The sequence below is a fragment of the Massilia sp. S19_KUP03_FR1 genome, from assembly GCF_036688685.1.
In the GTDB taxonomy this organism is placed as follows: Bacteria; Pseudomonadota; Gammaproteobacteria; order Burkholderiales; family Burkholderiaceae_D; genus JALYUM01.
The window spans coordinates 88,740-103,534 of record NZ_JAQQPS010000012.1; the positions used below are offsets into that span (position 1 = coordinate 88,740).

17 protein-coding genes are annotated in these 14,795 nt (G+C 67.4%); 12 read left to right on the forward strand and 5 right to left on the reverse strand.

The features are described 5' to 3' along the window. Positions 1–9: 9 nt before the first annotated feature. On the reverse strand, positions 10–1,233 hold the full coding sequence (locus tag V6M87_RS14790) for an arginine deiminase (protein WP_332877412.1): 1,224 nt from the start codon (positions 1,231–1,233) through the stop codon (positions 10–12). Between the two features lie 27 nt (positions 1,234–1,260). Continuing rightward, positions 1,261–2,481 (reverse strand): cyclopropane-fatty-acyl-phospholipid synthase family protein, encoded by a 1,221-nt coding sequence (locus V6M87_RS14795; RefSeq protein WP_332877413.1) that lies wholly within the window; start codon positions 2,479–2,481, stop codon positions 1,261–1,263. 182 nt (positions 2,482–2,663) lie between these two features. On the opposite strand from V6M87_RS14795, the gene V6M87_RS14800 reads away from it, so the two are divergent. Further along, positions 2,664–3,308 carry a BON domain-containing protein gene (locus V6M87_RS14800; RefSeq protein WP_332877414.1) on the forward strand — a complete coding sequence of 215 codons (645 nt, stop codon included), beginning with the start codon at positions 2,664–2,666 and terminating at the stop codon, positions 3,306–3,308. Between the two features lie 24 nt (positions 3,309–3,332). Here V6M87_RS14800 and V6M87_RS14805 read toward each other — a convergent pair whose 3' ends face one another. From V6M87_RS14805 to V6M87_RS14815, 3 genes are read right to left on the reverse strand one after another with little or no spacing between them, the layout of a single operon-like run. Further along, positions 3,333–3,503: a hypothetical protein gene (locus tag V6M87_RS14805; RefSeq protein ID WP_332877415.1), complete on the reverse strand. Its 171-nt coding sequence runs from the start codon at positions 3,501–3,503 to the stop codon at positions 3,333–3,335. Between the two features lie 47 nt (positions 3,504–3,550). Next, positions 3,551–6,247 carry a cation-translocating P-type ATPase gene (locus V6M87_RS14810; protein ID WP_332877416.1) on the reverse strand — a complete coding sequence of 899 codons (2,697 nt, stop codon included), beginning with the start codon at positions 6,245–6,247 and terminating at the stop codon, positions 3,551–3,553. A 22-nt stretch (positions 6,248–6,269) separates the two neighbouring features. Continuing rightward, positions 6,270–6,431, reverse strand: a complete 162-nt coding sequence (locus V6M87_RS14815; protein ID WP_332877417.1) for a hypothetical protein — start codon at positions 6,429–6,431, stop codon at positions 6,270–6,272. A gap of 247 nt (positions 6,432–6,678) precedes the next feature. Here V6M87_RS14815 and V6M87_RS14820 point away from each other — a divergent pair, with 247 nt between their 5' ends. From V6M87_RS14820 to V6M87_RS14870, 11 genes are all read left to right on the forward strand, one after another. Continuing rightward, positions 6,679–7,536, forward strand: a complete 858-nt coding sequence (locus tag V6M87_RS14820; protein WP_332877418.1) for a Crp/Fnr family transcriptional regulator — start codon at positions 6,679–6,681, stop codon at positions 7,534–7,536. 94 nt (positions 7,537–7,630) lie between these two features. Next, positions 7,631–8,281, forward strand: a complete 651-nt coding sequence (locus V6M87_RS14825) for a BON domain-containing protein (protein WP_332877419.1) — start codon at positions 7,631–7,633, stop codon at positions 8,279–8,281. Then, positions 8,281–9,690, forward strand: a complete 1,410-nt coding sequence (atpD, locus tag V6M87_RS14830; protein ID WP_332877420.1) for a F0F1 ATP synthase subunit beta — start codon at positions 8,281–8,283, stop codon at positions 9,688–9,690. Before V6M87_RS14825 ends, atpD begins: the two co-directional genes overlap by 1 nt. Then, a complete protein-coding gene (locus tag V6M87_RS14835) occupies positions 9,683–10,078 on the forward strand; it encodes a F0F1 ATP synthase subunit epsilon (protein ID WP_332877421.1) in 396 nt (131 codons plus the stop codon). Before atpD ends, V6M87_RS14835 begins: the two co-directional genes overlap by 8 nt. Next, positions 10,071–10,388, forward strand: coding sequence for an AtpZ/AtpI family protein (locus V6M87_RS14840; RefSeq protein WP_332877422.1), 318 nt, complete (start codon positions 10,071–10,073; stop codon positions 10,386–10,388). Before V6M87_RS14835 ends, V6M87_RS14840 begins: the two co-directional genes overlap by 8 nt. Beyond that, entirely contained in the window at positions 10,378–10,671 is a 294-nt protein-coding gene (locus V6M87_RS14845) for an ATP synthase subunit I (protein ID WP_332877423.1), read from the forward strand. Before V6M87_RS14840 ends, V6M87_RS14845 begins: the two co-directional genes overlap by 11 nt. After that, positions 10,661–11,368, forward strand: coding sequence for a F0F1 ATP synthase subunit A (locus V6M87_RS14850; protein ID WP_332877424.1), 708 nt, complete (start codon positions 10,661–10,663; stop codon positions 11,366–11,368). The genes V6M87_RS14845 and V6M87_RS14850 overlap by 11 nt, the downstream gene beginning before the upstream one ends. Then, a complete protein-coding gene (locus tag V6M87_RS14855; RefSeq protein WP_332877425.1) occupies positions 11,361–11,639 on the forward strand; it encodes a F0F1 ATP synthase subunit C in 279 nt (92 codons plus the stop codon). Before V6M87_RS14850 ends, V6M87_RS14855 begins: the two co-directional genes overlap by 8 nt. A gap of 1 nt (position 11,640) precedes the next feature. Further along, entirely contained in the window at positions 11,641–12,402 is a 762-nt protein-coding gene (locus V6M87_RS14860) for a F0F1 ATP synthase subunit B (RefSeq protein ID WP_332877426.1), read from the forward strand. Beyond that, positions 12,399–13,925, forward strand: a complete 1,527-nt coding sequence (locus tag V6M87_RS14865; protein ID WP_332877427.1) for an alternate F1F0 ATPase, F1 subunit alpha — start codon at positions 12,399–12,401, stop codon at positions 13,923–13,925. Before V6M87_RS14860 ends, V6M87_RS14865 begins: the two co-directional genes overlap by 4 nt. Next, entirely contained in the window at positions 13,922–14,785 is an 864-nt protein-coding gene (locus V6M87_RS14870; RefSeq protein ID WP_332877428.1) for a F0F1 ATP synthase subunit gamma, read from the forward strand. The genes V6M87_RS14865 and V6M87_RS14870 overlap by 4 nt, the downstream gene beginning before the upstream one ends. Positions 14,786–14,795: the final 10 nt, after the last annotated feature.

Here is a 14,795-nt window from a genome sequence, read left to right on the forward strand (position 1 = left end):
GGGTGTTAATTAAAGGGGCGCGCGGTCGATCGGGCAGGACATGCAGTGGCTGCCTCCGCGCCCGCGCCCGAGTTCACTGCTGGGCATGGTGATGACTTCCACGCCAGCCTTGCGCAGCTGCGTGTTGGTGTAGACGTTGCGGTCGTAGGCCATCACCACGCCAGGCGCCAGGGACAGCAGGTTGTTGCCGTCGTCCCACTGCTCGCGCTGCGACTCCCAGGCGTCGCCGCCGGTTTCCACCACGCGCAGTGTTTTCTGGCCGAGCGCTTCGGCGACCACTGCCACCAGCGGGCCGGACTCGGCGCGCACGTCGAGTGTCCCTTCGCGCTCGCCAGGCCGCAGCGAAAACACCTGCACCTGGTCGATCACCTCGGAAAAGACCGTGACCAGGTCGACGTCGCAGAAGGTGAACACGGTGTCCATGTGCATGGCGCCGCGCGACTTGGGCAGCTGCACGGCCAGCACGCGGGTGGCGCCGCCCTGCGCAAACAGGACGCGCGCCAGCTGGCTGACCGCTTGCGGCGAGGTGCGCTCACCCATCCCGATCAGGACCACGCCGTTACCAAGCGACATCAGATCGCCGCCCTCGAGCGAGGCCAGGCCGCGATCGGTATCGGGGTCGCCCCACCATTCGCGCACCTTGCCGGCAAACAGCGGGTGAAAGCGATAGACCGCCGTGGTGAGCAGGGTTTCGGCCCGGCGCGCCGGCCAGAACATCGAACACAGCACCACGCCGTCGCCGATCCAGCAGCTGCTGTCGCGCGCAAACAGGGTGTTCGGCAGCGGTGGCAGCAGGAAGTCGGACGGACGGGCGCAGCGCGCCAGCAGGCCGGGAATGTCGAACGGCAGCTCGCTACGCGCCACGCCGCCGATCAGGTACTCGGCCAGGTGCGCCGGCGCCAGGGCTTCGAGCCACGGGCGCAGCAGCGCCGCCGTTTCGGGGTCGACCAGGCCGGGATCGAGTTTACGATCGAGCAGCCAGTTGCGCGCCTTCGGATCGGCCACGGTGTCGGCCAAAAGGTCGTGCAGTTCGAGCACCTCGACCTCGCGCTCGGTCATGGCGCTGGTGAAGGCATCGTGGTCATTGCGCGCCTGCGACACCCACAGGACGTCGTCGAACAGCAGGCCCGCGCAATTGGCCGGCGTCAGGCGCCGTTGCGCCAGACCTGGCCGGCAGACCAGCACGCGCTGCAAGCGCCCGATTTCCGAATTGTTACCGCTAAATGGTGTCATGGCGTTTTCCTTTAAATAGTTGAAGAATCAAATTGCGAGCAAAGCGGCGCTTTGCGCCGAATTGCGCGACCACGGCAGGGTTGCCGCGGACAGTCCCGCCTTGCTGCATACGATCTGGTACAGGCTGATCCAGTCATGCTCGAAGGCATAGCTGCAGCCGGCCAGGTAGACGCGCCAGATCCGGAAGCGCCGGGCGCCACCCAGGCGCTGCATCTCGGCCTGGTTGGTTTCGAAGTTGGCGCTCCACAGCGCGCAAGTACGCGCGTAGTGGCGGCGCAGGTTTTCGACGTCCTGCACTTCCAGCCCGCTTTCCTGCATCACCTTCAGAACATGGCCGATGTGGGCCAGTTCGCCCTGCGGAAAGACATAGCGTTCGATGAACTCGCCGCCGCCATACGGGCTTTCGCCATTCGCGGCGTCGGTCGAGGTAATCCCGTGATTCATGACCACGCCGCCGGGCGCCAGCAACTTGCCGACGATGCTGAAATATTCGCCCAGGTTGCGCAGCCCGACATGTTCGAACATGCCGACACTGGTGATGCGGTCGAACTGGCCCCTCACGTCACGGTAATCCTGCAGGCGGATCTCGACCAGGTGGGCCACGCCGGCGGCGGCCACGCGCTCGGTGGCCAGCGCCGCCTGGTTCTCCGACAGCGTCACGCCGACGCAGCGGGCGCCGTACAACTGGGCCGCGCGGATCGCCAGCGCGCCCCAGCCGCAGCCAATGTCAAGCAGGGTCTGGCCCGGCTGGAGGCGGATTTTCTTGAGAATCAGGTCGATCTTCTTGATCTGGGCCGCGCCCAGGGTTTCGTTGCCGTCTTCGAAGTAGGCGCACGAATACACCATGCCCGCATCGAGGAAGCCGGCATAGAAGGTATTCGAGACGTCGTAGTGGTAGCGGATCGCCTTGGCGTCGCTGCGCTTGTCGTGGGACAGACTGCGCACCATGCGGCCCAGGCGCCCGACGGCACTGAGCTGTGTGCTGGCCAACTGGTTGACGATGGCGATCATGTCGACCGCCTGGCCGCTCACTTCGATGTCGCCTTCGACATAGGCGCCGCCCAGGCTGGAGAGCGATGGCATCAGCAGGTAACGCGCCGTGGCCGCACTGGGCAAGCGCACCGTCACGCGCGGGGCAGCGCTGGACAGGTCGATGCGCTTGCCATTCCACAGTTCGATACGCAGGGGTACGTCGGCAGCACTGCGCAATTTGATTGCCCAGTTGGCCAGTCTGTTCTCCAGGGACAAAGTATTCTCCGTTAATGGTGGCAGTAAAAACGCCGATCTTGCGCGCCAGTGCGCCGCTTCTGTGTGTGGCCGCGCGCTTACGCCTTTTTTTTCGACCCACCCGGCGTAAGCGCGCAGCCACACTGAGCGGCCCTGGCGGGCCGGCGCACTGTGCCTGCTCGATCCATCCACGAAAGACCATCATGAAAAACGATCTTCAACTGAAAAACGACGTGCTCGCCGAACTGCAATGGGATCCATCGATCGAGGCTGCGCACATCGGTGTCGAAGCGCGCGACGGCGTCATCACGCTCGCTGGTCGCATCGCCAGCTTTGCCGAAAAATGGGATGCCGAACGGGCTGCGCAGCGCGTCGACGGGGTCAAGGCCATCGTGGTCGCGCTGGACGTGGTGCTGCCGGGCGAGAGCAAACGCGACGACAGCGATATCGCGCTGGCCGCCAGTCACGCCCTGTCGTGGCAGTTGTTTCTGCCGAAAGACGCCATCAAGATCGTCGTCGACAAAGGTTTTATTACCCTGACCGGCGCCGTGGCCTGGCACTACCAGCGTGAAGCGGCATTCGACGCGGTGCGCAACCTGGTCGGCGTGAACGGTGTGAGCAACCAGGTCACGCTCAAGCCGCTGGTATCGTTCAGTTCGGTGAAAGCGGACATCGTCGCGGCCATCGAACGCCAGGCCAGCGGCGACGCCAGCAAGATCGCGGTCGACATCCACGGATCTGACATTACCCTGTCGGGCGAGGTGCCGAACTGGTTCGAGCGTGCGCTGGCGAAAAAAACCGCGTGGCGCACGCCCGGCGTGCATGCCGTCATCGACAACATGACCTAAGCAAACAGCCGCTTAGTGCAGCACTTAGCGGGCGCCCTTGTGCGGCATTTGCCCGTCATTCTTGTGGCGCCCGGCGACTTCGTTCTGTTCCGCCTTTTCACGCTCTGCAATGGCGTCGGCATGGGTGTCGGCGCCATGTGGCGCAGGGCCTTTGTTCGATGGCGCTGGTGTGGACTTGGCGGGATGGTTGCTCATGGTATTGCTCCTTGTGGGTGGACTTGCAGGGTAAAACGAACAAAAATTCAGGGGTGCAGACGACGCTGGCGCGCCCGCGCCCAGCACTTGCGCAGTTCTTCGGCCCAGAGCACGCAACTGGCCACCGCCAGCAGTGTCAGCAGGTCGGCAGCGGGAATCGGCACCGTGTGGAACAGGCGGCCGAGCGGGGGCCAGTACAGGACCGCCGCGTGCAGGGCCAGGCTGAGTACCAGGCCAGCAGCGAGCCAGGGATTGCGCAGGATGCCGAAGCGCAGCGCCGAGCGCGTCGCCGACTCGCAGTTGATCACGTTGAACCACTGGCACAGCACCAGCACGGTGAAGGTCTCGGTGCGCACCAGGTCGAACGGAATGCCACTGGTGTGACGCCACAGGAACCAGGAGAAGGTCACGGCGACGGCCGCCGGCATCATCACGGCGATGCGCCACAACATGGCGCGGTCGATCAGCGGGTCGTTGCGCGCCACCGGCGGGCGGTGCATTTCATCGCCATCGGCCGGGTCCATCACCAGGTTGACCGTCAGGGTGCTTTCGGTGACGATGTTCACCCACAGGATCTGCACCGCCGCCAGCGGCATCGGCAGGCCGGCCAGCAGGGACAGCAGCAGCAAACAGACTTCGTCGATCGACGTGACGAACAGAAACAAAATCACCTTCTTCAGGTTGGCGTAGACCACCCGCCCCTGCGCCACCGCAGCGATGATGGTGGCGAAATTATCGTCCGTGATGACCACGCGCGCGGCGCGTTTGGCGACGTCGGTGCCGGTGATGCCCATGGCCACGCCAACGTCAGCCCGGGCCAGTGCTGGCGCGTCGTTGACGCCATCACCGGTCATGGCGACCACCGCGCCGCGCTTCTGCAAGGCTTCGACGATGCGCAGCTTCTGGGCCGGTTGCACGCGCGCGAACACGGCGATCTGGTCGAGCCCCTGGGCCAGTTCGTCCGCGCTCAGGCGCGCCAGTTCGGCCCCGTCGATGCCGCGCTCGCCCTCGCGCACGATGCCCAGCTCCCCGGCAATGGCCAGTGCCGTCAGCTTGTGGTCGCCCGTGACCATCACCGGCCGGATGCCGGCCGCGCGGCACGCGGCCACGGCCGCTTTGGCCTCGGGGCGCGCCGGATCGATCTGGCCAACCAGGCCCAGCAGGGTTGCGTGCGTGCCCAGGCTGGCGAAGCCGGCGCCGCGCGCAAGTGCCACGTCGCCCAGGCGCGCCACCGCCAGCACCCGCAGCGCGGCACCGGCCATGGCGTCGGCGGCGGTGCTGGCGGCCTGCTGCGCCTGCGCTCCCGCATCTGCGCACAGGCGCAGCACCGCCTCCGGCGCGCCTTTGATATACACGGCAAAGCTGCCGTCCGGCTGGCGGTGGCGGGTGGCCATCATCTTGGTACCGGCGTCGAACGGCATTTCCGCGGTGCGTGGATAATCCCGCCGCAGCGCCGCCGGATCGATCCCGGCCTTGGAGGCGGCAACGAGCAGCGCGGCCTCGGTCGGGTCGCCTGTCACCGTCCAGTGCGCCGCAGCGGCGCCAGGCGCGACCAGGGCAGCGTCATTGCACAGCACCGCGGCCTGCAGCAGCGCCGTCACGTGTTCATGCGCGCCGTCCATGGCCGCGCCGGTCAGCGCGCCATCCGGACCATAGCCGACGCCGGAGACGGCGACCGTGCCCCCCTGCGCCAGCCACAGCTGGCTGACCGTCATTTCATTGCGCGTCAGCGTGCCGGTCTTGTCGGTGCAGATGACCGTGATCGCGCCCAGCGTTTCCACCGCCGCCAGGCGGCGGATGATAGCGCCGCGGCCAGCCATGCGCCGCATCCCGACCGCCAGCGCGATCGTCATCGCCACCGGCAAGCCCTCGGGCACCAGCGAGACCACCTGGCTGATTGCCACCAGCAGCACGTCGGCAAACGGCAAGCCGCGCGCCAGGCCCAGCGCCAGCACGACGCAAAACAGGGCGGCCGCGGCATACGCGAGGCGCCGCCCGAACTGGCCGATGCGCCCTTCCAGCGGGGTTTGCGGCTCGCGCGCGCCGACCGTCATGCTGGCGATGGCGCCGACCTCGGTCTGGCTGCCGATGGCCGTGACGACGGCGCGCGCGCGGCCTGCGGTGACATAGGTACCGGAAAACACCATGTTGCGCCGGTCCGCCAGCGCGGCGTCCTCGGGCAGCGGCGCCACGTCCTTGGCCACCGGGACCGATTCGCCCGTCAGCGCGGCTTCGGCCACTGCCAGCCCTTCTGCTTCGAGCAGGCGCGCGTCGGCGCCCACCGCGTCGCCCGCCACCAGCACCAGGATATCGCCCGGCACCAGGTCGTGCGCCGCCACCTTCGACACGCGCCCGCCCCGCAGCACCTGCACGTGCAGGGACGCGAGCGCGCGCAAGGCGTCCATTGAACGCTCGGCCCGGCCTTCCTGGAAAGCGCCGATCGCTGCATTGGCCAGCACCACGCCAAGAATCACGGCAGCATCGCCCCAATGACCCAGCAAGGCGGCCAGGGCGGCGGCAATGAACAGGATGTAAATCAACGGGCTTTTGAACTGGCGCAGCAACTGCAAGGCCAACGACGGCCTGGCCACCTGCGGCAGGCGGTTCGGCCCGTATTGCGCGGCCTGGGCGGCGACAGCGGCCGCGCTCAAGCCGCTGGTGCCATCGCTGCCCAGCTCAGCGACGACGGCGGCGGCCGTGGCGTGCCAGGCAGGCCGCGCCTGCGGCGGCGCGTCCACACTCACGCGTGCCGCTCCTGACCCGGACTCATGGCCCCTCCTCCGCTTTGGCCGGGTGCTCGATATCGATGGCGACCGGGTCGCTGGCGGGAAAGCTCTCTTTGAGGGCCTCGTCGAGCGCCTGATCGACCTCTTCGGCGGCACTATCCTGTGCAACTGGCAATTCTTTTTGGGCTGGTGGCGGTTGCATGCTATTCCTCGGTGAAGTCAATCGCGCGGCGCTTTTAGAGCGCCCGTGCTAGATGGTTTTTTGTACGTCCAATAACATCTTCGCCGATACGCAATATCGCCTCTGTGTGTCTTCGCACAGAGCAAATGTGGACTATTTCGTTATCAGAAGCACATCAATGTGTGCTGGCACACCGACTTTTGGTTTTCTTCTGGTCACGGTGGTGTTCTACGCAATTCGCATGGCACGAACCCAAGGAGCTTTCCGCATGTATTCCCCCCTCAATCCCCTCAAGAATCGCTTGCTCGCCGAACTTGATCGCGCGGAGTTTTACCGCTTGTCACCTTTCCTCGAACTGATTTCGCTGGCGCACGGCGACGTCCTCTACCAGGCCGGTGGCAAAATGGTGTATGTGTACTTTCCGGTCACCGCGACCATCTCGATCGACTGCCTGCTGGAAGACGGCGGCACCTCCGAGATCACGCGCATCGGCAACGAGGGCATGCTGGGGGTGACCCTGTTCATGGGCGGCCAGCGCTCGAACGGGCGCGCTGCGGTGCAGGCGGCCGGCTACGCCTACCGGCTCAGCGCGGCCCGCCTGATGGAAGAGTTCTATCACAAGGGCCCGCTGCTGCGCCTATTGCTGCGCTACACCCAGGCGCGCCTGATGCAGGTGTCCCAGCTGGCCGCGTGCAACAGCCACCACACCACCAAACAACGCCTGTGCCGCTACCTGCTGCAAATGCTGGACCGCTCTTCGTCCAACGAAATGACCGTCACGCAGGAAGAAATCGGCGCCATTATCGGCGTGCGCCGCGAAGGTGTCACCGATGCCGCGCGCTGGCTGCAGCAGCTGGGCATCATCAGCTGGCGCCGCGGCCGGGTCACCATCCTCAGCCGCGCCGGCCTGCTCGAGCATGTGTGCGAGTGCTACGCCGTGGTCAACCAGTCCACCGCGCAGCTGCTGCCGGAACTGAACGCGGTGCCGCCGGCGATGCAAAATGCGTGGCGCACCAGCGGCGCCCTGCCGCCCTTTCATTTCAGCGCCGACGAGCGGCGCACGCCACCCCACAACATCTATTCCCGCGATGCCGGCGAGGACCAGGCCGAGCTGGCGTTCAGCTGACCGGGCAGACCGGTATGCGAAAGCGCGCAAACACACAGAGTTATCAAGGCAATGCGCGCAGGCTGTGGTTTCACTCACGAACCGAAAGCCGCACATGAAAACCGATCTGCAACTGCAGCAAGACGTCCTGGCCGAACTGGACTGGAACCCAGCCATCGATGCCGCCAACATCGGCGTCGAGGTCAAGGACGGCATCGTCACCCTCAGCGGCCACGTTAACAGCTTTGCCGAGAAATGGGACGCCGAACGCGCCGCCCGCCAGGTCGGCGGCGTGCAGGCCCTGACGGTGGCGCTCGACGTCGACCTGCCAGGTTCGAGCAAGCGCGAAGACGTCGACATTGCGCGCACCGTGGAAAACGCCCTGCTCTGGACCATCTCGGTACCGAGCAAGGACCTGCAGGTGGTAGTCGAAGCCGGCCACGTCACGCTGTCGGGCGAAGTGAGCTGGGTGTTCCAGCGCGAAGCCGCGGTGCAGGCAGTGCGCTACCTGATGGGCGTGACCGGCGTGACCGACCAGATCGTCATCAAGCAGCATGTCACCACCGACAACGTCAAGAACCAGATCGAAGCCTCGCTCAAGCGCCGTGCGCACCAGGACGCGGGCCAGATCGGCGTGGCCGTGCACGGTGCCGAAGTGACGCTGACCGGCGTCGTGCCTAGCTGGCTTGAACGCAACCTGGCCTGCCACGCGGCCTGGGGCACCGGCGGCGTGCACAACGTCATCGATCGCATGACCTACGCCTGATGCAGGCCGCCAGCCCGGCCAACGCCGGCTCGGTACTGGCGGTGCGCGGCAGCGTGGTCGACGTGGTGTTCGATCACCATGCGCCGGCCATCCACACGCTGCTGCGTGCGGGACCGGACCAGTCCATCGCGATCGAGGTGCTGACGCACACCGATCCGTGGCGGGTGCGCGGCATCGCGCTGACCGCCACCCAGGGCCTGGCGCGCGGCATGCCGGTGATCGACACCGGCATGCCCTTGCGCGCACCGGTCGGCAAAACCATCCGCGCGCGCATGTTCAATGTGTTTGGCGCCGCCATTGATGGTCTGGCACAGCCCGTGGACCTGGCCTGGCGTGGCGTGCACCGCGCGCCGCCGGCGCTGGCCAGCCGCGTCACCCAGTCGGAAGTATTCACCACCGGCATCAAGGTGATCGACGTGCTGGTGCCGCTGGAGCGGGGCGGAAAGGCCGGGCTGTTCGGCGGGGCCGGCGTGGGTAAAACCGTGCTGCTCACCGAGATGATCCACAATATGGTCAGCCACCACGATGGCGTCAGCATTTTTTGCGGCATCGGGGAGCGCTGCCGCGAAGGCGAAGAACTGTACCGTGAGATGCAGGACTCCGGCGTGCTCGACAACATGGTCATGCTGTTCGCGCAAATGAACGAGCCGCCCGGCAGCCGCTTCCGGGTCGGGCAGGCTGCGCTGACGATGGCCGAGTACTTCCGCGACGACGAGCAGCGCGACGTGCTGCTACTGGTCGATAATATTTTCCGTTTCATCCAGGCTGGCGCCGAAGTCTCGGCGCTGATGGGCCAGATGCCGTCGCGGCTGGGCTACCAGCCCACGCTGGGCAGCGAGCTGGCCGCCTTCGAAGAGCGCATCGCCAACACCACCAGCGGCGCCATCACGGCGATCCAGGCAGTGTACGTGCCAGCCGACGATTTTACCGACCCGGCCGCGGTGCATACTTTTTCGCACCTGTCGGCGTCGATCGTCCTGTCGCGCAAACTCACCAGCGAAGGCATGTATCCGGCCATCGATCCGCTGCAATCGAGTTCGCGCATGGCCACGCCCGGCATCGTCGGCGCGCGCCACTATGCACTGGCGCAGGAAATCCGCCGCGTTCTGGCGCAGTACGCGGCCCTGCGCGACATCATCGCCATGCTGGGCCTGGAGCAACTGGCACCAGCCGACCGCACGGTGGTGGGCCGGGCGCGGCGCCTGCAGCGTTTTTTGACGCAACCGTTTTTTACCACCGGCCAGTTTAATGGCCTGGCGGGCAAGCTGGTCAGCCTGGAAGACGCCCTCGACGGGTGCGAACGCATCCTCGCCGGCGAATTCGACGACTGGCCGGAGAGCGCGCTCTACATGATCGGCGCCATCGGCGAAGCGGTCAAACCCACCACACTGGAGCCACACCATGCCTGACACCATGACCTTAAATATCCTGCTGCCGCAGCGCGTGTACGCCACCATCACCGGCGTCGAACGCATCGTCGCCGAAAACGGCGAAGGCGCTTTCGGGCTGCTGCCGCACCGGCTCGACTGCGTCGCCGCGCTCCGGCCCGGCATCCTGGCGTATGTCACCGCGGACGGCGAACACTGGCTGGCCATCGACGAGGGCACGCTGGTGAAAACCGGGCTGAACGTGCGGGTGGCGGCGCGCGCGGTGCAGGCCGGCGCCGACCTGCCCAGTCTGCACGCGGCCATCGCCAACCAGTACCTCGCCATCGACGAGAACGAGCGCGCCGCGCGCGGCGCGATGCGCAAACTGGAAGCGGGCTTCGTGCACGCGCTGGGCGAACACCATGCGTGAACCACGACGGGTGGCGCTGGCCGACCAGGTCGCGGCGCAGGCCGCGCGCAAGCTGCGCGCGCGCCGCACGCGGCCGGCCGGCGCCTGGGCGGGCCTGGCCATGATGGGCATGATCGGCTGGTCGGTCAGCGTGCCGGCCCTGCTCGGGGTGGCGCTGGGGGCCTGGCTGGATCGTCAATATCCCGGTACCCACGCCTGGACGCTGGCCCTGCTGGTGGCCGGACTGATGCTGGGGTGCTTCAGCGCCTGGCGCTGGGTTGACCAGGAACAGCGCACGATGCATGCCGCCAAGGATGGCGATGATGCCTGACTTATCCCTTCTCACCGCCGCCGTGCTGGCCGGCGCCATCCTGGGCGCGCTGTTTTTCGGCGGCCTGTGGTGGACCGTGCAGCGCGCCGCCGTCTCGCCGCGCCCGGCCCTGTGGTTCGGTCCCAGCCTGCTGCTGCGCATCGCCGTGGTGGGGGGCGGCTTTTACCTCGTCAACGACGGCAGCTGGCCGACGCTGGCCGCCTGCCTGGCCGGGTTGTTGCTGGCCCGCGTTGCCGTGCTGCGCGTCACCGCGCGCCGGCCCGGGAGCGTGCATGCATCTTAGTCCCGACCAGGTCATCTTCTGGCAGCTCGGCTTTTTCAAACTGAATGCGACCATCGTCACCACCTGGGCGCTGATGCTGGTGCTCGTCGCCGGCGCCATCCTGGCCACGCGCGGCCTGTCGCACCGCGATCATCGCAGCCGCTGGCAAGACATGCTGGAGATCGTCGTCACCATGCTGGTGCAGCAAATCGGCGAGGCCGGCCTGGCCCGGCCCGAACGCTACCTGGGTTTTCTGGGCACGCTGTTTTTGTTCCTGGCCGTGGCCGCGCTGGCCACCGTGTTGCCGTTCTACGAGCCGCCTACCGGGTCGCTCTCGACCACCACGGCGCTGGCGCTGTGCGTGCTGCTGGCCGTGCCCCTGTACGGCGTATCGGCCCAGGGCTGGCGCGGCTACCTCAGGACTTACCTGGAGCCGACCGTGATCATGCTGCCCTTTAATATCATCGGCGAAGTCTCGCGCACCATGGCGCTGGCCGTGCGCCTGTTCGGCAACATGATGAGCGGCGCCATGATCATCGCCATCCTGCTGGCCATCACACCCTTTCTGTTCCCGGTGGTGATGACCCTGCTCGGCCTGCTCACCGGCCTGGTGCAGGCCTATATTTTCTGCATCCTGGCGGCGGTCTACATCGCCGCTGCCACCGCGTCACAGATCAACACCACAGACTTACCTGAAACTGGAGAGCAACATGGATAGCATGACCCTGATCGCCGTCGCCTCAATCGTTATCGCCGGCATCACCACCAGCTTCGGCACCATGGCGCCGGCCCTGGCCGAGGGCCGCGCCGTGGCCGCCGCACTTGAGGCGCTGGCGCAGCAGCCCGACGCTTCCGCCACCATTACCCGCACGCTGTTCGTCGGCCTGGCGATGATCGAATCGATGGCGATTTACTGTTTTGTCCTTTCCATGATCCTGATCTTCGCCAATCCCTTCTGGACCCACGCCATCGGCGCGGCGGGAAAATAACATGCTGATCGACTGGTTCACCGTTGGCGCGCAACTGCTCAACTTCCTGGTGCTGGTGTGGCTGATGAAGCGCTTCCTGTACCAGCCCGTACTGGCCGCCATCGCCGCACGCGAGCAGCACATTGCCGCCGGCCTGGCCGATGCAGCGGCGCACCTGGCCGCCGCGCATGCACTTGACGCGGCGCTGACCGCCAAAAGCACGGCCTTCGACCAGCAGCGCGCCACCCTGCTGGCCGAGGCGGTGACTGCGGCGCAGGTGCAGAACGTCGCGCTGCTGGCGCAGGGCAAGGCCGCCGATGCAGCGCAGCATGCGCGCGCGGCGGCGGCCATCTCCGCCGACCAGGCGCGCCTGTGCGCGGCGGTCACGCTGCAAGCGCGCGACGAAGTGCTGGCAGTGGTGCGGCGCGCCATGGCCGACCTGGCCGACGCCTCGCTGGAAGCGGCGATGGTGCGCGCCTTCCTGCGCAAACTGGCGGAGCTGGACGCGCCGGCGCGCGCGCGCATGGCCAGCGCCGCGGCGCAGGATCCCGCGCCCGAGGTGCGCAGCGCTTTCGTGATGGACGCCAACCAGCAGGCCGCGCTGACGGTGGCCCTGGCCGCCGCTTGCGGCGTGCAGCCCAAGGCGCTGCAATTTACCTACACGCCTGCGCTGGTGTGCGGCATTGCGCTGCGCCTGGGCGGCTGGTCGCTGGCCTGGAACCTCGACGACTACCTGCAAGGCTTTGCCGCGCGCAGCAGCAGCGCACTGCTGGCCAAGGCATGATCGCGCCACTCGACCTGGCATATGGCCAGGCCTTTGCCGCGCTGGCGCAGGCCCGGGCCGATGTGCCGGCGGCGCTGGCGCCAAGCGAGACCGGCACGGTGGCCAGCGTGGCCATCGGCATCGCCCTCGTCACCGGTCTGCCCGGCGCCGGTTTCGAGGAATTGCTGCGCTTCCCGAACGGCAGCATGGGCATCGCCTTCAATATCGACGAGCACCAGATCGGCGTGGTGCTGCTGGGAGATTACGCGCAGATCAGCGCCGGCGACACGGTGGTGCGCACCGGGCGCGTGATGGACGTCGGCGTCGGCCCCGGGCTGCTCGGGCGCGTGATCGATCCGCTCGGCCGGCCACTGGACGGCGGCCCGGTACCGGTGACGGTGGCGCGCCTGCCGATCGAACGGCCGGCGCCGCCCATCATGGAACGCGCCGCGGTCGAAGCGCCCTTGCAGACCGGCTTGATGGTGATCGACGCGCTGGTGCCAATCGGGCGCGGCCAGCGCGAGCTGCTGCTGGGCGACCGCCAGACCGGCAAGAGCGCGATTGCCCTCGACACCATCCTGAACCAGCGCGGCCAGGACGTGCTGTGCGTGTATTGCGCCATCGGCCAGCGCGCCTCCAGCGTGGCCAAGGCGATCGCGATGCTGCGCGCGCACGGCGCCATGGAATACACGGTGGTGATGGCGACCGAAGGCGACGACCCGGCCGGCCTGGCCTATATCGCCCCCTACGCCGCCACCAGCGTGGCCGAATATTTCATGGAGGCCGGGCGCGACGTGCTGATTGTCTACGACGACCTGACCCAGCATGCGCGCGCCTACCGCGAACTGTCGCTGCTGCTGCGCCGACCGCCCGGCCGCGAAGCCTTCCCCGGCGATATCTTTTATTTGCATGCGCGCCTGCTCGAGCGCTCCACGCGCCTACGCGCGGCGCGCGGCGGCGGCTCGCTGACCGCCCTGCCGATCATCGAAACCGAGGCGCAGGACATGGCGGCCTACATCCCGACCAACCTGATCTCGATCACCGACGGCCAGGTCTATTTGTCGCCGACGCTGTTCGAACTGGGCGTGCTGCCGGCCGTCGACGTGGGCCAGTCGGTCTCGCGGGTGGGAGGCAAAGCGCAATGCGCGGCCTACCGCTCGCTCACTGGCGCACTGAAACTGGCCTATGCCCAGTTCGAGGAACTCGAATCGTTCATCCGCTTCGGCGCCCGGCCCGACGCGGCCAACATGGCCGTCCTGGCGCACGGCGAACGCATCCGCGCCTGCCTGCAGCAACCGGAAGGCGCGCCGCTGCCGGTGATCTCCCAGCTGGCGGTGCTGGTGGCGCTCGGCGACGGTCTGTTCGACAGCGTGGCGCTGGCGCGCATGGGTGCCGCCGAGGCGGCGGTACGCGCCGCCGCGCTGGCCCTGCCGCCCGAGCTGCAGGCGCGCTGCACCGGTGCGCTGGCCATGACAGCGGCCGACCGGGCCGCCATGGCCGGCGCCTGCGTCGCCGCCTTGCAAGCCTTCCAGGATCCGACGTGAGCGACGGCAGCGCCGCGCTGCGCGCCAGGATCGCCGGCGCGGCGGACCTGCAGGCGATGGCGCGTACCATGAAAACCATCGCAGCGTCGAATATCGGCCAGTACGAAGCGGCCGCGCGCGCGCTCGACCAGTACTACGAAGTGGTGCAGGACAGCCTGGCGCTGTGCCTGCGGGATGCGCAACCGGCCGCGCCGCGCGCGGCCCCGGGCAAGGCCGGCGCCATCGTGTTCGGCTCCGACCAGGGCCTGGTGGGCCAGTTCAACGAAGCCATCTGCGCGCGCATGACGGGGTCGGCGCAGACCTATACCGTGCTGTGGCCGGTGGGCGAGCGGGTCACGGCGCTGCTGGCCGGCCGCGACAAGGTGCACGCCTTTCCCCTGCCGGCATCGATCGACGCCATCACCAGCCTGGTGGGACTGCTCGTGATCGCCATTGAAGCGGCCGGACGGCAGGACGGCATCACGCGGGTGGACGTGTATCACCACCGTCCGGACGGCGTCAGCGCTTACGTGGCGGTGTGCCAGCCGCTGCTGCCGCTGGACCGTGAATGGCAAGCCCTGCTACTGGCCCGGCCCTGGCCCACCACGGCGCGGGCGCAGCTGCTCGCGCCCGGCGAGGCAACGCTGCGCGCCTGCATCCGCGAATACCTGTTCGTGTCGCTGTTTCGCGCCTGCGCCGCCTCGCTGGCCAGCGAAAACGCCGCGCGCCTGGCGGCCATGCAGCGCGCCGAAAAGAATATCGCCGAGAACCTGCAAGTGCTGACGCAAACCTTTCACCGCCAGCGCCAGGGCGCCATCGATGCGGAACTGTTCGACCTGGTCGCCGGCTTTGAAGCACAGGGCGCGGGCCAAACCATCTAAGCGCGCAAAC